Source organism: Roseococcus suduntuyensis (assembly GCF_014196305.1).
GTDB classification, from domain to species: Bacteria; Pseudomonadota; Alphaproteobacteria; order Acetobacterales; family Acetobacteraceae; genus Roseococcus; species Roseococcus suduntuyensis.
The window spans coordinates 51,109-73,884 of record NZ_JACIDJ010000010.1 but is presented as its reverse complement, the minus strand read 5'-3'; the positions used below and the strand labels follow the sequence as shown (position 1 = coordinate 73,884).

Sequence of the window (22,776 nt, the reverse complement as noted above, 5' to 3'; positions counted from 1 at the left end):
GTCAGTATCCCAGATAGGAACGGCGGATGGCCTCGTCCTGCCGGATTTCGGCGGCGGGGCCGGACATGACGATGCGCCCCGTCTCCAGCAGGTAGGCGCGGTCGGCGAGTTCCAAAGCGAGGTTCGCGTTCTGTTCCACCAGCAGGATGCCCACGCCGCTCTCGGCGCGGATGCGACGGAGGATGCCGAAGATGTCCTGCACGATGAGCGGCGCGAGGCCGAAGGAGGGTTCATCGAGCAACAGGAGTTTGGGCCGTAGCAGCAGCGCGCGCGCGATGGCCAGCATCTGCTGCTCACCGCCCGAAAGCGTGCCGGCCTGCTGCTTCCAACGCTGCTTCAGGCGCGGGAACCACTCCCACATGCGCTCGAAGTCGCGCTGCACCTCGGCGTCGCGGCGGGTATAGGCGCCGAGCCGGAAATTCTCCTCGACCGTCAGCTCCATGAAGGTGCCGCGGCCATCGGGCACATGTGCGACACCTCGCCGCGCGATGTCCTCGGTGGCGAGGCCGGTGATGCGCTGGCCGGCCAGGCTCACCTCGCCCTCCGCACGGACCATGCCGCAGACGGCGCGCAGCGTGGTGGTCTTGCCCGCGCCATTGGCGCCGAGCAGGGTGGTGACACCCCCCTCCTCCACCGCGAAGTCGAGGCCGTGCAGCACATGGGTGGGGCCATAGCCCGCGCGCAGGCCGCTCACTTCAAGCAGCATGGACGGCCTCCGCATGGCCATCGCCCAGATAGGCGCGGATCACCTCGGGGCTGGAGCGCACCTCGTCCGGCGTGCCGTCGGCGATCTTCTTGCCGAAATCGAGCGCCACCACCTTGTCGGAGACGCGCATCACCAGCGACATGTGATGCTCGACCAGCAGGATGGCCAGGTCGAAGCTGCGGCGGACATGCTGGAACAGCTCGGCCAGCTCATCCACCTCGCCATGGTTCAGCCCGCCCGCGGGTTCGTCGAGCAGCAGCAGCTTGGGCTGGCTGATCAGCGCGCGCGCCATCTCCACGCGCTTCTGCGTGCCGAAGGGCAGGTCCACCACGGGCTTGTCGGCCACGGCGTCGAGTTGCAGCAAATGGATGAGTTCGCGCGCCCGCCGCGCGGCCGCGGCCTCCTCGGCCCGCGCGCGCGGCAGGCGCAGCGCGTTGGCCAGGAAGCCCGCGCCACCGGCCGAATGCGCGCCGGCCAGGATGTTCTCCCGCACCGTCATGGACTTGAACAGAGCGAGGTTCTGGAACGTCCGCCCCAGCCCCAACGGCGCCATGCGGTGGCGCGGCTGGCCCGTGGTGACGGTGCCCGCGAAGCGCACGCTGCCTTCCTGCGGGCGGTAGATGCCGCTGATCACGTTGAACAGCGTGGTCTTGCCCGCGCCATTGGGGCCGATGAGGCCGCAGATCTGCCGCTCATTCACGTCGAAGGAGACGCCGCCCACGGCGGTGACGCCACCGAAGCGCACCACGATGTCACGGACCTCAAGCAGCGCCACGCGCCGCACCCTTCGCGCGCGCAGGCTCTCGCCGCGCGGACTCCCCCCTGGACCCCATCATTCCTCCACGACCCGGCGCTTCTGATGCACCGATGCCGCAACCATTAGCGACGAGGTTCGCGGCGCAAAGCAAGCATGAATTTGGAGGGGATCGCGCGGCGTGGCGGGCGTTCCAAAATCCACCCCTCATCCCGCAAAGCAAGACTGCACCGCAAACGCATTGAAGTGGCGACGGGAAGCCCAATAGGCTCATGGCAAGAGGGAGAAAACCATGTCCAAAGTGACCCTGCCTGGGCACCTCGACGTGCTCGTCGTGGGTGCCGGCTTCGGCGGCATGTACATGCTGCACCGGCTGCGTGGCCTCGGCCTGTCCGCGCATGTGGTGGAGGCCGGCGCGGGCGTCGGTGGCACCTGGTACTGGAACCGCTATCCCGGCGCGCGCTGCGACGTGGAGAGCATGCAGTATTCCTACTCCTTCCTCGACGAATTGCAGCAGGGCTGGCGCTGGTCCGAGCGCTTCGCCGCACAGCCCGAAATCCTGCGCTATGCGAACCATGTGGCCGATGCGCTGGATCTGCGGCGCGACATCAGCTTCGAGACGCGCGTCACCGGCGCGCGCTGGGACGAGGATGCGGGCGAATGGCGCGTGGCCACAGATCTCGGCCAGGACATCACCGCACGGCACCTGGTGCTGGCAACGGGCTGCCTCTCCTCCGCCCGCCTGCCGGACATCCCGGGCATCGGGCGCTTCGCCGGCCGCGTGCTGCACACCGGGCAATGGCCGCATGAGGGCGTGGACTTCACCGGGCAGCGCGTGGGGGTGATCGGCACGGGGTCTTCCGCCATCCAGGCTATCCCCGTGATCGCGGAGCAGGCGGCGCGGCTGACGGTGTTCCAGCGCACGCCCAATTTCTCCATCCCGTCGCGCAACGCGCCGATGGATGAGCCCTACGAACAATCCTGGAAGCAGGACTACGCGGCGCGACGGGCGGCGGCGCGGAAGATGCGGACGGGCATCCTCTACGAACTCAACCCGAAATCCGCGCTGGAGGTGAGCGAGGCCGAGCGCGAGGCCGAATACGAACGCCGCTGGCAGGCCGGCGGCACCGCCTTCATGGCGTCCTTCAGCGACCTGCTGCTGAACAAGGACGCCAACGACACCGCCGCCGAATTCGTCCGCCGCAAGATCCGCTCCATGGTGCAGGACCCCGCGGTGGCCGAGGCGCTGGCGCCCACCAACCACCCCATCGGCACCAAGCGCATCTGCGTGGACACGCGCTACTACGAGACCTTCAACCGCGCGAACGTGAAGCTCGTGAACCTCCGCCAGGACCCGATCGAGGAGGTGACGGAGGGCGGCATCCGCACAGCCTCCGGCCTGCACGAGTTCGACACGCTGGTCTGCGCCACGGGCTTCGACGCGATGACGGGCACCATCCTCGCCATGGATCTGCGCGGGGCGGGCGGGCTGTCCTTGCGGCAGCTCTGGGCCGATGGGCCGCGCGCGCATCTGGGGCTGATGGTGGCGGGCTTCCCCAACATGTTCATGATCACGGGGCCGGGCAGCCCGTCGGTGCTGTCCAACATGATCGTCTCCATCGAGCAGCATGTGGACTGGGTGACGGAGCTGCTGGCGCGGATGCAGGCGCGGGGCCTCACCCGCGTGGAACCCACCGCCGAGGCGCAGGAGGCCTGGGTCGCGCATGTGAACGAGGTGGCGCACCGCACCCTCTATCCGCAGGCCAATTCCTGGTACATGGGCGCCAACATCCCGGGCAAGCCGCAGCTCTTCATGCCCTATGTGGGCGGTGTGGGCACCTATCGCGAACGCTGCGACGCCATCGCGGCGGAAGGCTATCCGGGCTTCACGCTCACGGCGGGTGCGCGGGCAGTGGCCGCCGAATAACCGGGATCAGTTCGACGTGTGGCCGCCATCCGCCGCCAGCGCCTCGCCGGTGACGAAGCCCGCGCGGTCGGACAGCAGCCACACCACCGCATCCGCGATCTCCTCCACCGTGCCGATGCGGCCCAGTGGCACGCGGGCGAGAATGGCCTCGCGCCGCCGCTCGATGCTGCGGCTGGCGAGCGGCGTCTCCACATAGCCGGGGCAGATGGCGTTCACCCGCACCCCCTGCCCCGCATGGTCCAGCGCCGCACTTCGCGTCAGCCCGATCACGGCGTGCTTGGCGGCCACATAGGCGCCGGCCTTGGGCAGAGCGATGCGCCCGGCGATGGAGGCGGTGTTGACGATGGCGCCACCGCCCCCCGCCGCCATGGCCGGGATCTGGTGGCGCAGGCAGAGGAACACCCCGGTCAGGTTCACGCCCAGCACGCGCGACCATTCCTCGGGCGGGATCTCCGCGAGCGGCAGCGCCTCGGCCGGCGCCACGCCCGCATTGTTGAAGGCGCAGTCCAGGCGCCCCCAGGCGTCGCATGCCGCGCGCACCATGCCGGCGACCTCGGCCTCCACCGTCACATCGCAGGCCTGGCCGTGCGCCTCGCCGCCAGCCTGGCGGATGGTCTCGGCCACGCGCGCGGCCCCTTCGCCGTCACGGTCGGCGACCAGCACGCGGGCGCCCTCCTCGGCCATGCGCAGCGCGGTGGCACGCCCGATGCCCGACGCCCCGCCCGTGACCAGCGCCACCTTGCCCCGCAGCAGCATCGCCCGCGCCCTCCCTTGCCTGGCCATCATTGCAGCATGATGGCGGGCCGCTATTCCACCCGGATGCCGGCGGCGCGGATCACCTCGCCCCAGTCGGCGCGGTCGCGGGCGATGGTGCGCGCGAAGGTCGCGGGATCCTCGAAATTGGGCGCAAGCCCGCTGTCGAGGAGGCGCTGCCGCAGCAGCGGCACCTCCAGCCCGGCCCGGATCGCCGCGGCCCAGCGGCCGATCGCCTCCTCGGGCATGCCGCGGGGGCCGCAGATGCCGAACCAGCCGATCACCTCCAGGCCTGGCACGATGTCCGGCAGGCGGGGCGCGTCGGGGAAGTCGGGCCAGCCCTGGCGGTCGCCCATGGCCAGCAGGCGCAGCTGCCCGCCCTTGATCTGGCCCATCACGTCGCCGAGGTTGGTGATCAGCAAATCCGCCCGGCCGGCGATCACGTCCACCGCCGCCAGCGCGGCACCCCGGTAGGGGACGTGCAGCAGGTCAATGCCCGCCATGCGCTTCAGCCGCTCGCCCGAGAGATGCTGCGCGGCGCCATAGCCCGCGCTGGCATAGGTCAGCGCGCCGGGACGGGCGCGGGCCGCCGCGATGAGTTCCTCCAGCGTGCGATAGGGGCTGTTGGCCCCCGTCACCACCACATAGGAGGAGCGCGCCACATTCGCGACCGGCACCAGGTCCCGCCCCACATCAATCGGCAGGTTCATGCCCGGCAGTTCGGGGCTGATGGTCATGGGCCCCATGGGGCAGAGCAGCACGGTGGCGCCATCGGGGCGGCTGCGGACCACGTATTCGGCCGCGATGAAACCGCTGCCGCCGGTGCGGATGTCCACCACCGCGCGATGGCCGAGTTCGGCGGCGGCACCCTCGGCCACCACGCGGGCGGTGATGTCGGTCGTGCCGCCGGCCGCGAAACCCACCACGACGCGGGTGGGCCTGTCGAAGGGCGCCTGGGCCTGGGCAAGCCCCGCCCCCGCCAGCAGGACGGCGAGGCCGCCCAGGATGCTGCGTCTGATCATTGTCTTTTCCTCCCTTGGTTCGCGCCCGTTCAGGGTCGCATTTGCAGTCTCGACGGTGTGGGCTGGCGCAGCGGGTCCGCCATGCGCGCGAAGTCGCACAGCAGGGGCCGTGTCTCGCGCGGGTCTATGATCTCCTCGACCCAGAAGGTCTCGGCCGTGCGGAAGGGCGAGCGGAGGAGGTTCAGCCGGTCCTCGATCTCCGCGAGCTTGGCGGCCGGGTCTTCCGCCGCGTCCAGCTCGGCGCGGTAGGCGGCCTCGATGCCCCCCTCCAGCGGCAGCGAGCCCCAGCGTGCCGAGAGCCAGGCATAGCGCAGCGAAAGCCGCCCCGCCGGCTGGTGCGCCGCCCCCGCCACACCGAAGGCGTTGCGGATGACGATGGTGCACCAGGGGATGGTAGCCTGGTTCATCGCCGCCATGGCGCGCACGCCGTGGCGGATGGTGGCGCTGCGCTCGGCCTCCAGCCCCACCATGAAGCCTGGGCAGTCCATCAGGTAGACCACGGGCAGATGGAAGGTCTCGGCGAGATCTATGAAGCGCACCACCTTCTGGCAGGTGTCGGCGGTCCAGGAGCCGCCGTAGAAGAACGGGTCGCTCGCCATCACCGCGACCGCCCGCCCGTCCAGCCTGGCGAGGCCCGTGATGAGCGAACGGCCGAACATCTTCCCCATCTCGAAGAAGGAGCCCTTGTCCACCACGCGCTCGATGATGGGGCGCATCTGGTAGACCCGCCGCCGCTCGCGCGGGATGGCGTTCATGAGCGCCTCGTCGCGCCGCCCGGGGTCGTCCTCGCAGGGCAGCACGGGCGAGACCTCATGCACCGAGGAGGGCAAATAGGAGAGGAAGCGCCGGGCGCATTCGAAGGCTTCCTCCTCCGTGTCCACGGCGTGGTCCACGGCGCCGGCCTTGCACTGCGTCTCCCAGCCGCCCAGCTCCTCCTTGGTGACGGGGGCGCCGAGGCGCGAGACCACGGGCGGGCCGGCCACGAACATGGCGGAACTCTTGGTCATCACCGAGTAATGGGTGGAGGCGAGGCGCGCCGCCCCCAGCCCAGCGACCGAGCCGAGGCCCAGCCCCACCACTGGCACCGCCGAGAGGTTCAGCGTGGTGTAGTGGAACAGCCCCGTGCCGCCGACGCCGCCGGGCAGGTTGGCGCGGCCCGTCGTCTCGATCGTCTTGACCGAGCCGCCACCGCCCGAGCCCTCGATGACACGCACGATGGGCATGCGGAACTCATGCGCCATGCGCTCGGCCATCAGGGGCTTTTCGCGGATGGTGGCGTCGGCGCTGCCGCCGCGCACGGTGAAGTCGTCGCCCACCAGCACCACGCGCCGCCCGTCGAGAGTGGCGCGGCCCCAGACGCAGTTGGAGGGCGTCAGCTCCAGCAGGCGGCCCTGCGCGTCGTATTCCGCCTTGCCCGCGATGGCGCCGACCTCGTGGAAGGAGCCGGGGTCGGCCAGCTTCCCGATGCGCTCGCGCACGGTCAGGCGCCCGGCGTCGTGCTGGCGGCGCACCTTGGCCTCGCCGCCCATGCGCCTGGCGTGGGCTTCGCGCAGGCGCAGCTCGTCCAGCTCGGGCTGCCAGAGGCCGGGCTTGGGCGTGGCGGGGGTCTCGGGCGGGGGCGATGCGGACATGTGGCGTCTTCCCAAGGTCAGGCGGGGGGGGTCAGGCGGGGGTGGGCACGGCGAGGCCGCGCTGGCGGAAGGCTTCGAGGAAATGCGTGTCCACGCCGCCCGCCCGCATCTCCGGGCTTCGCAGCAGGCCCGCGAGGAAGGCGGCGTTGAGGCGGATGCCCTCGGCACGGCAGGCATCCAGCGCCTCGGCCAGCCGCGCCAGGGCCGCCGCACGGTTGGGCGCATGGATGATGAGCTTCGCGATCATCGGGTCGTAGAAAGGGGTCAGCGTGTCGCCCGCGCGCACGCCGGCATCCACCCGCAGCCCCTCGATGGGCTCGGGCAGGTCCAGCGCCGCGATATGTCCGGGCGAGGGCAGGAAGTTGCGCGCCGGGTCCTCGGCGCAGAGGCGCGCCTCGATGGCGTGGCCGGTGAGGCGCACCTCCTCCTGGCGCAGCGGCAGCCTCTCGCCGGCCGCGATGCGGAGCTGCCATTCCACGAGGTCCAGCCCCGTGATCATCTCGGTGACCGGGTGCTCCACCTGCAGGCGGGTGTTCATCTCGATGAACCAGATGCTGTCCGGCCCCAGCGGGCGGGAGCCATCCGCCACGAACTCCACCGTGCCCGCGCCGACATAGCCCACCTCGCGCGCCAGGGCCGTGGCGCGCCGGCCCAGCTCCGCGCGGAGGGCCGCGTCCATGCCGGGGGCGGGCGCCTCCTCGATCAGCTTCTGGTTCCGGCGCTGGGGCGAACAGTCGCGCTCGCCCAGATGGATCACGTTGCCGTGGCGGTCGGCGAAGACCTGCATCTCGATGTGGCGGGCCTGGGGGACGAACTTCTCCAGCATGACGGTGCTGTCGCCGAAGGCGGCCGCCTCGCGCCGGGCGGCGGCCAGCGCCGCGGGGAAGCCCGCCGCGTCCTCGGCGCGGCGCATCCCGCGGCCGCCGCCGCCCGCCACCGCCTTGATCATGACGGGGTAGCCGATGCGCTGGGCGGCCTCAGCGAGTTCGGCGTCGGAGGCATCGCCCTCATGGCCGGGCAGCAGGGGCACGCCCGCGCGGCGGGCCACCGCCTTGGCCGCGGCCTTGCCGCCCATGGCGCGGATGGCCGAGGCGGGCGGGCCGATGAAGACCAGCCCGGCCGCGGCGCAGGCCTCGGCGAAATCGGCGTTCTCGCTCAGGAAGCCGTAGCCGGGATGCACCGCCCTGGCACCCGCCTCGCGCGCGGCGGCGATGATGGCGGGGATGTTCAGGTAGCTCTCGGCCGGACGCGGCGGGCCGATGCGGATGGCCCGGTCGGCGGCGGCGACATGCATCGCCTCGGCATCCGCGTCCGAGAACACCGCGACCGTCGGCACGCCCAGGCGGCGGCAGGTGGCGGCGATGCGGCAGGCGATTTCGCCGCGGTTCGCGATGAGGACGGGGCCGATCACCTCAGGTCTCGATCCGGGCCACCGCCTGCCCTTCCGCGATCTGGTCCCCCTCCGCGACCAGGATGGCGGTGATGGTGCCATCGGCCGGCGACAGGACGGGGATCTCCATCTTCATGGATTCGAGGATGATGATGGCGTCGCCCTCGCTCACGCGGGCACCGGGGCCGGCCTCGATCTTCCACACGGCGCTGGTCAGTTCCGCGACGACGGTGATTTCGGCCATGGCTTTCCTCCGGGGCTTCTGTTTTGTTATCACAAATGCCGACCCGCCGCGCGTCAAGTGCGCCGGGGCCAGGAATCGGCGGCAGGGGTGACGATGGCGGAGCGGGAACCGGAGGTGCCGAGCGCGGAACGGGTTGCGGGGCGCGTGCACCAATGGTTGCGCCAGGAACTGATGCGCAGCCGCTTCCGCCCCGGCGAGAAGCTGAAGCTGCGCCAACTGGCCGAGGAACTGGGCGTGAGCCTGACCCCGGTGCGCGAGGCCATCGCGCGGCTGGTCAGCGAGAATGCGCTGGAACAGCTCGACCACCGCTCCGCCCGCGTGCCGCTGTTCTGCGAGGCGCGGCTGCGCGAGGTGTGCGAGCTGCGGATGGAACTGGAGGGCAAGGCCGCCGAACGCGCGGCCGAGCGCGTGACGCCGGCCGATGTGGCCCGGCTGTCCGCCATCCATGCCCGCATGACCGAGGCGCGCCTCGCTGACCGCCGCCCCGAGATGATGCGGGAGAACGAATACTTCCACCTGACCCTCTGCGCCATGGCCGGCATGCCGGTGCTGCTGCAGATCGTGGAAAATCTCTGGCTGCGCTGCGGGCCGTTCAACTTCGCGCTGCTGAGCATGCGCCTGCTGCACCGCCCCGAGGAACACCCGCACAATGACGTGATTCGCGGCCTCGCCTCGGGCGATGGGGCGCTGGCGCGGCTCGCCATCCAGCGCGACATCGCCGTCTACGCGGAGGCCATCCGGCGGCGCGTGCCTGCCGCGACGGATTGAAAGGCGGCGCCTTCCAAAATTCCTTGATCACAAATTTCAGCCATGCCCCACAAGGGGTGCGGGTCCCAAGCGTGCGAGCAACTCGTTGCGCCGACCCTGGCCATCTGGGAACCTCCCTGCACCACCGGCGCAGACCGGCGGATCAAGAACGACCAGGAGGAACACCATGCGCCTGCCCCGCAGGAGATTCGTGCTGCCCGCCCTTGGGCTCGCCCTCGCGGCCCCCGCCGTGCAGGCCCAGGCCGCCTGGCCGCGCGCGCGGCCCATCCGCCTGGTGGTGGGCTTCCCGCCCGGTGGCTCCGGCGATTTCCTGGCGCGCATCTTCGCGGAGATGCTGGGCCGCGCGCTGGACCAGGTGATCGTGGTGGACAACCGCCCCGGCGCTGCCGCCACCATCGCGGCCACGCATGTCGCGCGCTCGGCGCCCGATGGCTACACCATCCTGCTGGGGGGCAGCGGCTCCCAGGCCATCAGCCCGGCGCTCTATGCCGCCGTGAATTTCGACCCGGTGCGGGACTTCACGCCCATCACCCGGCTGACGGACCTCACAGGCATCATCGCGGCACGCCCGCAGCTTGGCATCGGCAACCTCGCGCAGCTCATCGAGCGGGTGCGGGCCGAGCCGGGGCGGTGGAATTTCGGCACGCCGGGCAATGGCACGCCCTGGCACCTGGCCGGCGCCACCCTGGCGCGGCTGGCCGGCATCCAGCTTACGCATGTGCCCTTCCGGGGCGGCGGCGCCTCGCTGCACGCGGCACTCGCGGGCGATGTGGAGCTGCTGGTGGGCACGCCGCCGGTGCTGCTGCCGGCCATCCGGACGGAGCGGATGCGCGGCCTGTCGCTGACCAGCCGCGAGGCCTCGCGCGCCATCCCGGACGTGCCGGGCACGGCGGAGGCGGGGCTGCCCAGCCTCGATGTCGCGGGGTGGTGGGGCTTCTTCGCGCCCGCCGGCCTGCCCGACGAGATCCGTGACAAGCTGTTCGAGGTCTCGGTGGCGGCGGTGTCGGACACGGATGTGCAGGCGCGCATCGCGACCGAGGGGCTGCAGGCCTGGCCCTCGCGATCGCCCACCGAGTTCGCGGAATTCATGGGCCAGCAGATCCCCTTCTGGGCCGAGCTGGTGCGGACGGCGGGGGCGCGGTCGGAGTAGCGCGGCAGCCTTTGCCGAGAGGGCGATTCACCGCTTCGGCGATGCCGCCGTCGCGGATCGCCCTCTACCCCTCCCCCGTCGTGCTGCGCGGAACCTCGGCACTGCCCTCGCGCCGGTCGCGGTAGAGGGCGGCGCGGGCCAGCAGCATCAGCGTCACCGGCGTGGTCAGCACCATGAAGACGCCGATCAGCACCTCATGCAGCACGGGCCGCGCCTGGAGCACGGTGAAGAACAGCATGGAGGCCAGCAGGATGCTGCCGATGCCGAGCGTGGTGCCGAGCGTCGGCGCATGGACGCGCTCATAGAAATTGCGCAGCCTGAGCAGGCCGATGGCGCCCACCAGCCCAAGCCCGGCCCCCAGAAGCAGCAGCAGCGAGACCAGGATGGCGGCCCAGCCCGGCAGGTTCTCGGCATGGGTCATTCGATCACCTCGCCGCGCATGAGGAACTTGGACAGCGCGGCCGTGGCCACGAAGCCCAGCAGCGAGATGACCAGCGCGGCCTCGAAATACACGACGCTGCCGGTGCGGATGCCGAAGACCAGCAGCAGCATGGCCGCCAGCACGTAGAAGGTGTCCAGCGCCAGCACGCGGTCCTGCGCGCGGGGCCCGCGCGCCACGCGCCAGATGGTGCAGCCCATGCCGAGCGCCAGCATCAGCTGCGCGAGAAAGACCGACCAGGAGAGGATCATCGCCGTCATTCGAAGATCTCCATCAGCCGCGCCTCGTAGCGGTCCTTGATGATCCGCACCCATTCCGCCTCGTCGATGAGATCGAGGACGTGCAGCAGCATGATGCCGCGCGCGGAATCATACTCGGCCCAGACGGTGCCCGGCGTGGCGGTCAGGATGCAGGCCAGTGCCGCCAACCCCGCCGGGTTTCGCATGTCGAGCGGGATGCGCACGAAGCCCGAGCTTCGCCCGCGCGTGGTGGGCGCCAGGATGAGGCGCGCGACCGCGTTGTTGGAACGGAACACCTCCACCAGCACCACCCAGGCGAGGCGCAGCGCGGCCAGGGGCCGGCGCAGCCGGGTGCGCGGCGGATCCAGCACGGCCAGCAGCCAGCCGCCCACCAGCGCCAGCGCGCCGCCCAGCAGCAGCGAGCCGGGCCCGAGGCTGCCCTGCAACAGCAGCCACAGCAGCAGCAGCGCCGCCGAGACCCAGGGGAAGGGCAGCACGCGCCTCATGGACGCATCACGCCGCTGACATAGCCGGCCGGGGCGTGCAGCCCCGCCGCCGTGTCGTGCATGTAGCGCATCACCGGCCCCGCCATGAGGGTGAGGCCGAGGCACAGCGCGAGCAGCCCCGCCACGGGCAGGATCTCGACCATGGCGACGCGCGGCGGCGGGCCCGGCGCGGCCCAGAAGGCGTCCATCCCCACCCGCGTCATGGCGATGAGGCAGGCGAGGCCCGAGAGGATCAGCGCGGCCAGCACCGCCCAGGTGGTGGCGGGCAGGCCGTCATCGCCGGTGCCGATCAAGGGCGCCAGGATGGCGAACTTGGCGAGGAAGCCCGAGAGCGGCGGCAGCCCCGCCAGCAGCAGCGCACAGGCCATGAAGCCCAGCCCCAGCAGGGCCATGATGGCGGGGATGGCGACGCCGATCTCCTCGTCATCGTCGAGGTATTCCTCCTCCGCGCCCTCGCCGAAGGCCTCGCGCGTCACGGCCAGCACGTCCGCACCCACTTCGCGCCCGCGCTCGATCAGTTCGATCAGCAGGAAGAGCGCGCCGATGGCGAGCACGGAACTCGTCATGTAGAACAGCGCGCCGCCCGTCACCGCCACCTGCCCCGCGCCGAGCGCCGCCAGCAAGGTGCCGGAGGAGACGATGACGCAGGCGCCCGCCAGCCGCGCCATGTTCTGCGTGGCCAGCACGGCGAGCGAGCCGAAGGCGATGGTGGCGAGCCCGCCCAGCATCAGCCACATGCCGCCGAAGCCCGCCGACGCCCCGGCCCCGTCCCCGAACAGCAGCAGCCACAGCCGCAGCACCGCGTAGATGCCCACCTTGCTCAGCAGGGACAGGATGGCCGCCGCCGGCGCGCTGGCCGCGCCATAGGTGCCGGGCAGCCAGAACCCCACCGGCCACATGGCGGCCTTGATGAGGAAGGCGACCCCCAGGATGGCGCAGCCGGTCTCCAGCAGGGCGCGGTCCTCGGCCGCGATGTCGTGCATGCGGGCCGCGAGGTCGGCCATGTTGAGCGTGCCCGCCACGCCATAGATGACGCTGACGCCCACCAGGAAGACCAGCGAGGCGGCGAGGTTGATCGCGATGTAGTGCAGCCCCGCCCGCACCCGCGCCGTGCCCGAGCCGTGCAGCGCAAGCCCGTAGGAAGCCGCCAGCATCACCTCGAAGAAGACGAAGAGGTTGAACAGGTCGCCCGTCAGGAAGGCGCCGTTCAGCCCCATGAGCTGGAACTGGAACAGCGGGTGGAAATGCGCCCCCGCCCGGTCCCAGCGGGCCAGCGCGAAGACATGGGCGGCCAGCCCCAGCACGGAAGCCAGCACCAGCATCAGAGCCGAAAGCCGGTCCAGCACCAGCACGATGCCGAAGCTGGAAGGCCAGTTGCCGAGGCGATAGAGCTGCACCTCGGCCGCGCCCGCGGCATCGGCGCGCAGCAGCAGCAGCCCCGCCACCACCACCAGCGCGGCCGTGGCGGCCAGGCCCAGCCCCGTCCGCAGGGTGCGCCAGCGCTCGCCCGGCAGCATCATCAGCGCGCCGGCCAGCAGCGGGATGATGATGGGCGCGATGACGAGATGCGTCATCGGTCGTGCTCCCGCCCGTCCACATGGTCGGTGCCCGTCAGGCCGCGCGCGGCCAGCAGCACCACCAGGAACAGCGCCGTGGTGGCGAAGCTGATGACGATGGCCGTCAGCACCAGCGCCTGGGGCAGCGGGTCGGCATGGGTGGCCAGGTCACCCACGCCGCCCGGTTCCAGCACCGGGGCCGCGCCGGTGCGCAGCCCACCCGTGGAGAAGATGAAGAGGTTCACCGCATAGGACAGCAGCGACAGCCCCATGATGACCTGGAAGGTGCGCGGCCGCAGCAGCAGCCACACGCCCGAGCCGGTCAGCACCCCGATGCCGATGGCGACGACCAGCTCCATCAATCCTCTCCCGGCACCAGGGCGCGGGGCGCCGTTTCGGCCCGGCGCTCCGCGCGGTGGCCGCGGACGGACTGGTGCGCCAGCGCGATGAGCATGAGCACCGTGGCCCCCACCACCAGGGCGAAGACGCCGATGTCGAAGATCAGCGCGCTCGCCATCGGCACCCGGCCAATCCAGGGCAGCTCGGCATAGGCGAAATAGGTGGTCAGGAAGGGCATGCCGAAGAACAGCGAGGCCAGCCCCACGCCGCCGGCCAGCAGCAGCCCCGCCCCCATCCAGCGCAGCGGCAGCACGCGCAGCCGCTCCTCGGTCCAGGCCGCGCCGCCGATCATGTATTGCAGGATGATGGCGATGGAGGCGACAAGCCCCGCCGCGAAGCCGCCGCCCGGCTGGTCATGTCCGCGCAGGAGCAGGTGCACGGCCAGGATGCAGATGACCGGGAACAGCAGCCGCGTCAGCACCGAGGGCACCAGCAGCCAGTCCGCCACCGTGTCGCCCTCGCGCCGGTCGGGGCGGGCTTCGTCCCAGGCGGATTGGTCGCGCTGCTGCTCGGGCACCTCCAGGCTGTCGGAGGCGGGGCGGAAGCGGCGCAGCAGGGCGAAGACCGTAAGCGCCACGGCGCCGAGCACGAAGATCTCGCCCAGCGTGTCGAAGGCGCGGAAATCCACGAGGATGACGTTCACCACATTCGTCCCGCCGCCCTCGGTGTAGGCGCGGGCCAGGAAATGCTGGGCCAGCAGGTCGGGCGGGGTGCGCGTCATCACCGCGAAGGCGAGGGCCGCCATGCCCAAGCCCGCCGTGATGGCGATGGCGAGGTCCCGCAGGCGGCGGCTGACGGTAACGACCTCCACGCCCGTGGCCCCCGGCCGGTCCTGCCGCTTGGGCAGCCAGCGCAGGCCCAGCACCAGCAGCACGGTCGTCACCACCTCCACCAGAAGCTGGGTCAGCGCGAGGTCGGGGGCCGAGAACCACACGAAGGTGATGCAGACCACAAGCCCCGCACCCCCCAGCAGCATGACGGCGGCGAAGCGGTGGAACTTGGCCTGCCAGGCGGCACCCAGGGCGCAGGCGGCCCCCACCAGCCAGACGAGGGCGATGACCGGGTCCACCCCCTGCGGCACCAGATTTCCAGGGCCGACGCCCCGGTGCCAGGCGGCGAATCCGCCCGCGGCGAGCGCCAGCACCAGCACCAGGCGCAACTGCTGCTGCAGCCGCCGCGTGCCGAGCAGCCCCTCCATCCGCCGCGCGAGGCGCCAGGAGAGGAAGACCAGCGCGCGTTCGAAGATGCGCCGCCCCTCCAGACGCCGGATCAGCGGCGGGCCCTCGATGCCGCTGCGAAGGTGCTTCTGCAAGGCCATGTAGAGCAGCACGCCGCCGCCGAGCGCGATCATGCTCATCACCAGCGGCAGGTTCACGCCGTGCCAGACGGCGAGGCTGTAGTTCGGCGTCGCCTCGCCCAGCACCGAACGCGCGGCGAGGTCAAGGAAGGGCCCCACCGTCGCCGCCGGCAGCACGCCCACGAAGATGCAGCCCAGCACCAGGATTTCCACCGGGAAGCGCATCCAGGCAGGGGGTTCGTGCGGCGTGCGCGGCAGGCCCTCGGGGTCGGGGCCGAAGAAGGTGCCGTGGATGAAGCGCAGCGAGTAGGTGACGCTGAAGGCCGAGGCGAGCATGGCCGCCAGCGGCAGCACGAGCAGCCCGCCGGCCGAGAGCGCCTCCTCGAAGAACATCTCCTTCGAGATGAAGCCGTTCAGCAGCGGCACGCCGGCCATGGCCGCGGCCGCCACCAGGGCAAGCCGCCCGGTGAAGGGCATGGTACGGTTCAGCCCCGACAGGCGGCGGATGTCGCGCGTGCCGGATTCATGGTCGATGATGCCCGCCGCCATGAAGAGCGAGGCCTTGAAGGTGGCGTGGTTCAGGATGTGGAAGATGGCCGCCACGAGCCCGAGCTGGCTGTTCAGCCCGAGCAGCAGCGTGATCAGCCCCAGATGGCTGATGGTGGAATAGGCCAGCAGCCCCTTCAGGTCATGCTGGAAGATGGCGATGTAGGCGCCGACGAGCAGGGTGATGAGCCCCGCCGTGCCCACGATCCAGAACCAGGCGTCCGTGCCGGCCATGACGGGCCAGAGCCGCACCATGAGGAACAGCCCCACCTTCACCAGCGTCGCCGAATGCAGGTAGGCCGAGACGGGGGTGGGCGCCGCCATCGCGTGCGGCAGCCAGAAGTGGAAGGGGAATTGCGCGCTCTTGGTCAGCGCCCCCAGCAGCACCAGCACAAGCGCGGGCAGATAGAGCGGGTGCTCGCGGATGGCATCGCCCGAGGCCAGCACCACGTCGAGGTCATGGCTGCCGACGATGTGCCCGATCAGCAGCAGGCCCGCGAAGAGGCAGAAGCCGCCCGTGGCCGTCACCGTCAGCGCGATGCGCGCCCCGTCCCGCGCCGCCTGGGTGTGGTGCCAATAGCCGATCAGCAGGAAGGAGAAGAGGGAGGTCAGCTCCCAGAAGAAGGCGAGCTGGATCAGGTTGCCGGACAGCACCAGCCCGCACATCGCCCCCATGAAGGCCAGCAGGAAGGCGAAGAAGCGCGGCACCGGGTCGTCCGAGGACATGTAGTAGCGCGCATAGACCACGACCAGCGCGCCGATGCCCGTGACCATCCCGGCAAACAGCCAGGCGAGCCCGTCCATCCTGAGCACGAAGTTGAGGCCCAGCTGCGGCACCCAGGCGAATTCCGCCCGCAGCACGCCGCCGCTGGAAATGGTGGGATACGCCGTCCAGACCAGCGCGAGGCCGACCAGGGCCACCCCCCCCGCCAGGTAGGCGGCCGCATTGCGGGCATGGGTGGCGAGAAGCGAAGCCGCCAGGGCGCCCAGGAAGGGCAGCGCGACCAGGCTGAGGAGGAGGAGGCTGTCCGACACCCTCCCTCAGCCATCCCTGCCCGGGTTGGGGGCGAGCAGGGAAGCGACCTCCTCCGGCGTGGCGGCGGCGCGCAGGCGGCGCAGCGTCTGGGGTTCGCGCAGCGCGCGGCAGGTCTCGGCCAGCGAGGGCAGGAAGCCCTCCGGCTCGGCCGCCGGCCAGAGGACGAGGATGACAAGGTCCACCGGCTCCTCGTCCCGCGCCTCATAGTCCACGGGGCGGGCGAGGCGGGCGAAGAGCATGGTGGGGGGGATTTCGCCCTCCATCCGCGCATGGGGCAGGGCGACGCCCCGGCCCAGCGCGGTGGAGCCCAGCGCCTCGCGCGCCTGCAAGGCATCCAGCACCTCGCGCTCGGGCAGGTTCAGGCGGCGGGCGGCCTCGGCGGCGAGGGATTGCAGCACGGCGCGCTTGCTGCCACCTGCGAAGCCAAGCAGCACGTCGGCGGGCGCGATCTGGATGGCATGCATCTCTGGGACGGGCATCCCTTGGAGATAGCCAACCCCTCCCCCCGCCGCAATGCCGGGCGCGGGTAGCGGCTCAGCGCGGCCGGCAGGTGGTCAGGCTGGCGGCGGCGAAGCCAGGCACGCCGCTCGGCCCCACCACCACCCGCATCTCGGTGTTGCCGAGCATGAGGCTGGCTTCGGCGGGCAGGCCGGTCATGCTGACGCTGCCGCCCTCCACCCCCAGCCCGGCGAAGGTGACGACAGTGGCGGCGTTCAGATCCGAGGCGGTGGCGGGGGCGACAGCGCGCACGGTGATCATGCCCTCGGCGAAGCTGGTGCCGTCATCCTCCGCGCCGCGCGGACCAATGCCGATGCGAAAGCGGCGCGACACCACGGGCCCGTCGCAGCGGGTGGCGGGTTCGGCACGGGCGATGGCGTCGGCCATGCGCGCGGGCGTGAGCCCGGCGTCCAGCCGTTCGCGCAGCCGCGCGAACAGCGTGGCCATCTCGCCCTGGGGCACCTCGCGGTCATAGCGTTGGCGCAGCGCGGCGAGCGCCGTGCGGGCGGTGTCGCGCTCGGCCTGGAGGTCACGGTTGCGCTGTTCGAGGTCGCGCTGGGTGGCGAGGGCGCGCTGGAGGTTCACCTCCAGCCGCTCCACTTCAAGGCGGGCGAGCTGGGTGCCGGCATGGTGCGCCGCATAGCCGATCGCGACGAAGATACCCGCCACAGTCAGCCATTTCACGAGGGGCCACCAGTTCTGCTGGCCCCTGCTGCCCCGTCTCCTACGCACAGCTTACCCCATCCCGGCATGGCCGGCCGCGATGCGGCGGGCCTGACGCTGGGGTTCTACAGGCAGCGAGGGTTGCGGGACAACCTCGCGCGGCGGTTCAGGCGCGTTCCGGACCAGTAATGCCGGTATGGGCCGGGGGGTCGCTGGCGGGGAAGCTTTCGGCGCTGGCCTCGTCCACGGCCGTCTCGGCCTCGGAAATCTGGCGCAGGGCCTCCTCGCGGAAGGCTTCCGGCCCGCCGGCGGGGGAACCGGCGGCGACCCACAGCGCATGGGCCTCGGCATCGAGGCGCTTTTCCTTCAGGGCGGTGGCACCGGACATCGCTGTCTCCTTGCAGTCATTCCAGCCGCAGAAACGCGGGGGCGCCGGCTGCGTTGCGCTCAATCCTCGTGGTCACACCCCTCGTGGTCGCGCCCCTTGTGGTCGCGCCTGGGCAGTTCGGAACGCCTGGCATGGGCCATCTTGCGAAGCTCGGCCTCGTCCATGCTCTCGGCCATGGATTTCGAGGCGCCCTTGAGGCGTGATTTGGGCATGTCGCCACGCCTGGCGGCGAGTGCGGCGCCGGCGGCCTTTTGCTGCTGCTGGGACTTGGCGGGCACGGGAAGCCTCCTCGCCGGCCTGAACCGGCGAGGAGGCGCGCGGTTCAGAATTCCCGCAGATTGTCGCGGAAATGCGGGTGAGCGTATTCGCGGCGGACAAGCCCGCGGGCTTGCAAGGCGGGCACCAGGCCATCGGCCACCTCGGCCACGGCGCGGCGGCTGACGTCGTTCATGGAGAGCAGGAAGCCATCGCCGCCCGCCTCCTGCATGGCCTCCTCCATCTGCGACGCCACGGCATCGGGCGTGCCGACCAGATCCACCGAACCCGGATTGCCGCGATAGGCCAGCATGGCCTCGCGCAGGCTGCGCTTGCCGGCGAAACGCTTGAACTCGTCCAATGATTGCTGATGCCCGTTGGTGGTCAGTTCCATCTGGTCCACCGGCGTATCCAGGTCCATCTGGCCGAAATCAATGTTCGTGATCTTGCCGAAGAAGGCCAGCATCTGCGGCACCTGGGCCGCGATTCGCGCGCGGCGCTGGCGCAGGCGCAACTCCGCCTCCTCCATGGTGTCGCCCAGCGTGGGCGTGACGAGGAACAGGATCTTCACATCATCCGGGTTGCGGCCCTGGGCCACGGCATGGGCGCGCACATCGTCGCGATAGGCCTTCATGCCCGCCGCGCCCTTCACCTGCGCCACCACCGTGTCCGCATGGGTCGCGGCGAAGCGGCGGCCGCGCGGGCTGCCGCCCGCCTGCGCGATGACGGGCCGCCCCTGCGGGCAGGGGCCGGAATTGAGCGGCCCACGCGTCTTGTACCATTGCCCCGCGAAGTTGGGCGCATGGACCTTGGTGTGGTCCACCAGCACGCCAGAGGCCGTGTCGGCCAGGATGGCGCCGGGTTCCCAGCTGTCCCACAGCGCGTTCACGGCCGCCATGTATTCATCGGCCATGTCGTAGCGCAGGTCGTGCGGCGGCATGCCGTCCATGCCGTAGTTCATCGCGGCGTAGTCGCTGCTGCCGGTGACCATGTTCCAGCCGATGCGCCCCGAGGACACCTGGTCCAACGAGGCCACCAGTCGCGCCAGCAGATAGGGCGGATAGGCGAAGGTGGAGAGCGTGGGAACGATGCCGATGTGCTTCGTCGCCGCCGCCATCAGGGTGGCGATCACGCTCGGGTCCTGGCGCGGCACGGAGAGGCCGTGCTGCAGGTAGATCTCGCGTGAGCCCGCATAGCTCTCGCCGATATAGGAACTGTCCTCGATCAGCACATAGTCGAAGCGGGCGCGTTCCAGCGCGCGGGCCAGGTCGCAGAACAGTTCCGGCACCATCCAGTCGCGCCCGATGGCGCCGGTCCAGGGCTCGCCCCAGGCCTGCACGGAGGAGCCCTGGAGGAACCAGCCGAGATGGAAGGGACGGGTCATCGCAAGCGGCCTTTCATGGGGAGGCGAGGTTCTGGCGCAGCGTGGCGCCGGCATAGTCGCGGCGGAACAGGCCGCGGCGCTGGAGTTCGGGCACGAGGAGGCGGGCCACGTCCTCGAACATCGAAGGGAAGACGGTGGGCCAGAAGATGAAGCCGTCGCAGGCCTCGGTGCTGAACCATTCCTCCAGCATGTCGGCGACGGTGGCGGCGGAGCCGACCAGAAGGCCGCGGGGCTTGGCGGCCGCTTCGGCGAAGCCCAGACCCTCGGCGCGCGCCTGGGCCAGCACGCGGTCGGTGGAGCCGGCGATGCCCTGGTTGCCCTGCGCCTGCGCCACCTCGCGCGCGGTCTGGTGGCGCGTCAGGTCCACGCCGACCAGGGCGGAGTTCAGCATCATCTGCGCGTCGGGCGTGATGAGGGATTGCAGGTGATCGTGCTTCTCGCGCGCGATGCTGTCCGTCTCGGCCAGGACCAGGGCGAAGCTGGGCAGGATCTTGCAATCCTCCGGGCGGCGGCCGGCAGCGACGAGGCGCGCGTGCATGTCCTGGCGAAACGCGACGGCGTCCTCGCGCTGGTGGGGTGTGACGAAGATGATCTCGGCCCAGCGCGCGGCGAATTCGCGCCCGCGCTCGGAGGAGCCGGCCTGCATCAATACCGGCCGCCCCTGCGGGCTGCGCGGGATGGAGAGCGGCCCGCGCGTGCGGACGAAGCGGCCTTCGTAATTGGTGTAATGCACGCGGGATGGGTCCACGAAGACGCCCGCCGCGCGGTCCTTCACCAGCGCGCCTTCCTCCCAGCCATCCCAAAGCGCGCAGCAGGCTTCCAGCGCCTCATCGGCGCGGTCATAGCGTTCGCCCTTGGCCGGAATGCCATCCATCCCGAAATTGCGCGCCTCCAGATCGGTGGCCGAGGTCACGACATTCCACGCCGCGCGCCCGCCGCTGAGATGGTCCAGCGAGGCCAGGCTGCGCGCCAGCGCATAGGGGTGCGCGAAGCTGGTCGAGAGGGTGGCGCCCAGCCCCAGGTGGCGCGTGGCGCGCGCCATCAGCGGCAGCACCATCATGGGGTCGAGGTAGCTGATCTGCCCGCCATGGCGCAGCGTGGCGTCGAAATTGCCGCCATGGATGTCCTGCAGGCCGAAGGTGTCGGCGTAGAAGCAGCCGTCGAACCGCGCCGCCTCCAGCACGCGCGCGATGTGTTCGTAGCGGCCGGGGTCGAAGATGTCGTCCAGTGCCGCGGCCGGGTGGCGCCAGGCGCCCGGGTGGTTCGCGGTGGGGCCCGTCTTGAGATAGGCCACGAGGTGCATGCGACGCGCGGTCATGGCTGGGCCTGACGGCGGGGCGCAACGCGCCCCGATTCGGGCGGCGGGACGATGGGCAAGCGGCCTCCTGATCGTGGGGCGGGCCGTGCGTTGGTCTGGCGTTGTTGAGGGGAACTATGGGGCAGGTGGTGTTGCACGTCACCCCCCATGCCGAAGAACGCCGCCCACCACCGTCGCCGTCACGCGCGTTGCACGAATGGCGGCCGGGTCGCACTCCAGGATGTCGGTGTCGAGCACGGCGAAGTCCGCCAGCTTGCCCATGTCGAGACTGCCCTTGTCATGCTCCTCGCGCTGCGCGAAGGCGCCCAGCGTGGTGTAGGCGGCCAGGGCCTGGCGCGCGGTGATGGCCTCGCTGGCGTCGAGGTCCGCACCCGTCTGCGTGCGGCGCGTGACCATCGCGGCCAGCGCGGTGAAGGGGTTCACGCGGCAGACGGCGAAGTCCGAATGGCCGGGCGCCGGTACGCCCGCCGCGATCAGGCTGCGGTGCGGCCACATGTGGCGCATGGCCTCCTGGCCGCGGTTGGCGACATAGGCCTCGCCGAGTTCGTCCATGAAGCCGGTCGCGGAGGAATCCACGAAACCGCCGCGCTTCAGCCGCGCCAGGATGGCGGGCGTCACGAAGCAGCAGTGTTCCACGCGCATGCGGTGGTCCTGGGCGGGGTGCGCGGCCAGCGCCGCCTCCATCACGTCGAGTGCGAAATCAATGCCGCGGTCGCCCACGCCCTCGATCATCACCTGCAGCCCGGCCTTGTGCGCGGCGGTGACGCGCTCCGTCAGGTCCGCCTTGTCGTAGAGCAGCATGCCGGTGTTGGGCACCGGTTCGCCGGGGACGGGCGTGCCGAGATAGGGGTCCCAATAGGCGGCGGTGCGTCCGGAGGTGGAGCAATCCGGGCACCATTCCACGCCGATCAGCCGCAGCCATTCATCGCCGAAGCCCGAGCGGATGCCCGCGCCGATCAGATGCGGCACCAATGGCACGTCGCGGCCCGACGCCATGATGCCGAGGCGCATCCGCAGCCGCCCCTCGCGCCGCATGGCCTGGAAGGCGCGGATGGCCTGGGTTGGCGTCAGCGCGTTGCCGACCGAGGTGATGCCATGCGCGAGGCACTGGTCCTGCACCATCTCCATGCCGTCCATGATGTCGGATTCGCGGTCGGTGGCGTGGATGGCGTCGAGGAAGATGTGCGCCGCCGTCTCGCGCACCAGGCCGGTGAGCGCACCCGTGGCCGGGTCGCGGCCGAAGGCGCCGAAGGGCGGGTCCGCCACATCGTCCGCCAGGCCGCAGGCGGCGAAGGCGGCGCGGTTGGCGAGGCCCATATGCCCATCCGTGCGCAGGATGAAGACGGGGCGGCCGGCGCCGGCGGCGTCCAGCTCCTCGCGCGTGGGATAGCCACCGCTGGCACGCTCGTTCAGCCGGTAGAAGGCGCCCCAGCGGCCGGGGGGAAGGGCCGCGCAGACGCGGTGGATGGTGGAGAGCAGCGCCTCGCGGCTGGCCACGCGGTCGGGCGAGACCAGCGTCCAGCCCTTCAGCCGCACGGCATAGGCGTCCGGATGGCAATGGCTGTCCACGATGCCGGGAATGACGCGGGCACCCCCCGCATCCAGCACCCGCGTCTCGGCGCCGATGTGCTGGCGCATGGCGAAATCTTCGCCCATGGCCACGATCCGCCCGCCCAGGGAGGCCAGCCCGCCGGTCAAATCCCCCTGCCCTCCCATGGTCGCGATGCGGGCGTTGAGCAGGACGAATTCGGCGTTCATGGGCTTCTCCGGACAGGGCGCGGCAGCCTACAGCGAGATCACCTTTCGGTGACCACGCTTGCGGCCTGGCCGAGCGGCTGATTCACGCCCTTGGCGATTCCGCCAAAGGCGATCAGACGCCGTTTCCGGCCTCGCCGAGCGGCTGATTC

23 protein-coding genes are annotated in these 22,776 nt (G+C 71.0%); 3 read left to right on the top strand and 20 right to left on the bottom strand.

The window, feature by feature from the left end:
- Position 1: 1 nt before the first annotated feature.
- Together GGQ83_RS19330 and GGQ83_RS19325 are read right to left on the bottom strand one after the other, a co-directional pair.
- Positions 2–706 carry an ABC transporter ATP-binding protein gene (locus GGQ83_RS19330; protein WP_184386637.1) on the bottom strand — a complete coding sequence of 235 codons (705 nt, stop codon included), beginning with the start codon at positions 704–706 and terminating at the stop codon, positions 2–4.
- On the bottom strand, positions 696–1,481 hold the full coding sequence (locus tag GGQ83_RS19325; protein WP_207017790.1) for an ABC transporter ATP-binding protein: 786 nt from the start codon (positions 1,479–1,481) through the stop codon (positions 696–698). The genes GGQ83_RS19330 and GGQ83_RS19325 overlap by 11 nt, the downstream gene beginning before the upstream one ends.
- A gap of 271 nt (positions 1,482–1,752) precedes the next feature.
- On the opposite strand from GGQ83_RS19325, the gene GGQ83_RS19320 reads away from it, so the two are divergent.
- Positions 1,753–3,387: a flavin-containing monooxygenase gene (locus GGQ83_RS19320; RefSeq protein WP_184386636.1), complete on the top strand. Its 1,635-nt coding sequence runs from the start codon at positions 1,753–1,755 to the stop codon at positions 3,385–3,387.
- 6 nt (positions 3,388–3,393) lie between these two features.
- On the opposite strand, the gene GGQ83_RS19315 is transcribed toward GGQ83_RS19320, so the two are convergent.
- The 5 genes from GGQ83_RS19315 to GGQ83_RS19295 are packed head-to-tail and all read right to left on the bottom strand — an operon-like array spanning position 3,394 to position 8,427.
- Complete coding sequence (locus GGQ83_RS19315) at positions 3,394–4,143, bottom strand: SDR family NAD(P)-dependent oxidoreductase (protein WP_184386635.1); 750 nt, start codon at positions 4,141–4,143, stop codon at positions 3,394–3,396.
- A gap of 50 nt (positions 4,144–4,193) precedes the next feature.
- A complete protein-coding gene (locus tag GGQ83_RS19310) occupies positions 4,194–5,162 on the bottom strand; it encodes a Bug family tripartite tricarboxylate transporter substrate binding protein (RefSeq protein WP_184386634.1) in 969 nt (322 codons plus the stop codon).
- Between the two features lie 29 nt (positions 5,163–5,191).
- Complete coding sequence (locus tag GGQ83_RS19305) at positions 5,192–6,793, bottom strand: acyl-CoA carboxylase subunit beta (RefSeq protein ID WP_184386633.1); 1,602 nt, start codon at positions 6,791–6,793, stop codon at positions 5,192–5,194.
- Positions 6,794–6,824: 31 nt separating this feature from the next.
- Positions 6,825–8,204, bottom strand: a complete 1,380-nt coding sequence (locus GGQ83_RS19300; RefSeq protein WP_207017792.1) for an acetyl-CoA carboxylase biotin carboxylase subunit — start codon at positions 8,202–8,204, stop codon at positions 6,825–6,827.
- Between the two features lies 1 nt (position 8,205).
- Positions 8,206–8,427, bottom strand: coding sequence for a biotin/lipoyl-binding carrier protein (locus tag GGQ83_RS19295; RefSeq protein WP_184386631.1), 222 nt, complete (start codon positions 8,425–8,427; stop codon positions 8,206–8,208).
- Positions 8,428–8,520: 93 nt separating this feature from the next.
- Between GGQ83_RS19295 and GGQ83_RS19290 the strand changes: the two genes are divergently transcribed.
- The gene (locus GGQ83_RS19290) at positions 8,521–9,195 is read left to right on the top strand and encodes a GntR family transcriptional regulator (protein WP_260170946.1); all 675 of its coding nucleotides are present in this window, start codon (positions 8,521–8,523) and stop codon (positions 9,193–9,195) included.
- A gap of 166 nt (positions 9,196–9,361) precedes the next feature.
- Positions 9,362–10,345 (top strand): Bug family tripartite tricarboxylate transporter substrate binding protein, encoded by a 984-nt coding sequence (locus tag GGQ83_RS19285; RefSeq protein ID WP_184386629.1) that lies wholly within the window; start codon positions 9,362–9,364, stop codon positions 10,343–10,345.
- A gap of 64 nt (positions 10,346–10,409) precedes the next feature.
- Here GGQ83_RS19285 and mnhG read toward each other — a convergent pair whose 3' ends face one another.
- From mnhG to GGQ83_RS19220, 13 genes are all read right to left on the bottom strand, one after another.
- The gene (gene mnhG, locus GGQ83_RS19280) at positions 10,410–10,766 is read right to left on the bottom strand and encodes a monovalent cation/H(+) antiporter subunit G (RefSeq protein ID WP_184386628.1); all 357 of its coding nucleotides are present in this window, start codon (positions 10,764–10,766) and stop codon (positions 10,410–10,412) included.
- On the bottom strand, positions 10,763–11,044 hold the full coding sequence (locus GGQ83_RS19275; protein WP_184386627.1) for a K+/H+ antiporter subunit F: 282 nt from the start codon (positions 11,042–11,044) through the stop codon (positions 10,763–10,765). The genes mnhG and GGQ83_RS19275 overlap by 4 nt, the downstream gene beginning before the upstream one ends.
- Complete coding sequence (locus GGQ83_RS19270) at positions 11,041–11,529, bottom strand: Na+/H+ antiporter subunit E (RefSeq protein ID WP_184386626.1); 489 nt, start codon at positions 11,527–11,529, stop codon at positions 11,041–11,043. The genes GGQ83_RS19275 and GGQ83_RS19270 overlap by 4 nt, the downstream gene beginning before the upstream one ends.
- Positions 11,526–13,103: a monovalent cation/H+ antiporter subunit D gene (locus GGQ83_RS19265; protein ID WP_184386625.1), complete on the bottom strand. Its 1,578-nt coding sequence runs from the start codon at positions 13,101–13,103 to the stop codon at positions 11,526–11,528. The genes GGQ83_RS19270 and GGQ83_RS19265 overlap by 4 nt, the downstream gene beginning before the upstream one ends.
- The gene (locus GGQ83_RS19260; protein ID WP_184386624.1) at positions 13,100–13,444 is read right to left on the bottom strand and encodes a Na+/H+ antiporter subunit C; all 345 of its coding nucleotides are present in this window, start codon (positions 13,442–13,444) and stop codon (positions 13,100–13,102) included. The genes GGQ83_RS19265 and GGQ83_RS19260 overlap by 4 nt, the downstream gene beginning before the upstream one ends.
- Positions 13,444–16,362 carry a monovalent cation/H+ antiporter subunit A gene (locus tag GGQ83_RS19255; RefSeq protein WP_184386623.1) on the bottom strand — a complete coding sequence of 973 codons (2,919 nt, stop codon included), beginning with the start codon at positions 16,360–16,362 and terminating at the stop codon, positions 13,444–13,446. Before GGQ83_RS19255 ends, GGQ83_RS19260 begins: the two co-directional genes overlap by 1 nt.
- A gap of 6 nt (positions 16,363–16,368) precedes the next feature.
- Positions 16,369–16,842 (bottom strand): PTS sugar transporter subunit IIA, encoded by a 474-nt coding sequence (locus GGQ83_RS19250; protein ID WP_242534780.1) that lies wholly within the window; start codon positions 16,840–16,842, stop codon positions 16,369–16,371.
- 55 nt (positions 16,843–16,897) lie between these two features.
- On the bottom strand, positions 16,898–17,545 hold the full coding sequence (locus tag GGQ83_RS19245) for a hypothetical protein (protein WP_184386622.1): 648 nt from the start codon (positions 17,543–17,545) through the stop codon (positions 16,898–16,900).
- Between the two features lie 145 nt (positions 17,546–17,690).
- Entirely contained in the window at positions 17,691–17,912 is a 222-nt protein-coding gene (locus GGQ83_RS19240) for a DUF2934 domain-containing protein (RefSeq protein WP_184386621.1), read from the bottom strand.
- Between the two features lie 59 nt (positions 17,913–17,971).
- Entirely contained in the window at positions 17,972–18,190 is a 219-nt protein-coding gene (locus GGQ83_RS19235; protein WP_184386620.1) for a DUF3008 family protein, read from the bottom strand.
- A gap of 44 nt (positions 18,191–18,234) precedes the next feature.
- Positions 18,235–19,551: an NtaA/DmoA family FMN-dependent monooxygenase gene (locus GGQ83_RS19230; RefSeq protein ID WP_184386619.1), complete on the bottom strand. Its 1,317-nt coding sequence runs from the start codon at positions 19,549–19,551 to the stop codon at positions 18,235–18,237.
- A gap of 13 nt (positions 19,552–19,564) precedes the next feature.
- Positions 19,565–20,869, bottom strand: a complete 1,305-nt coding sequence (locus GGQ83_RS19225; RefSeq protein ID WP_184386618.1) for an LLM class flavin-dependent oxidoreductase — start codon at positions 20,867–20,869, stop codon at positions 19,565–19,567.
- A 138-nt stretch (positions 20,870–21,007) separates the two neighbouring features.
- Positions 21,008–22,627: an amidohydrolase gene (locus tag GGQ83_RS19220; protein WP_184386617.1), complete on the bottom strand. Its 1,620-nt coding sequence runs from the start codon at positions 22,625–22,627 to the stop codon at positions 21,008–21,010.
- Positions 22,628–22,776: the final 149 nt, after the last annotated feature.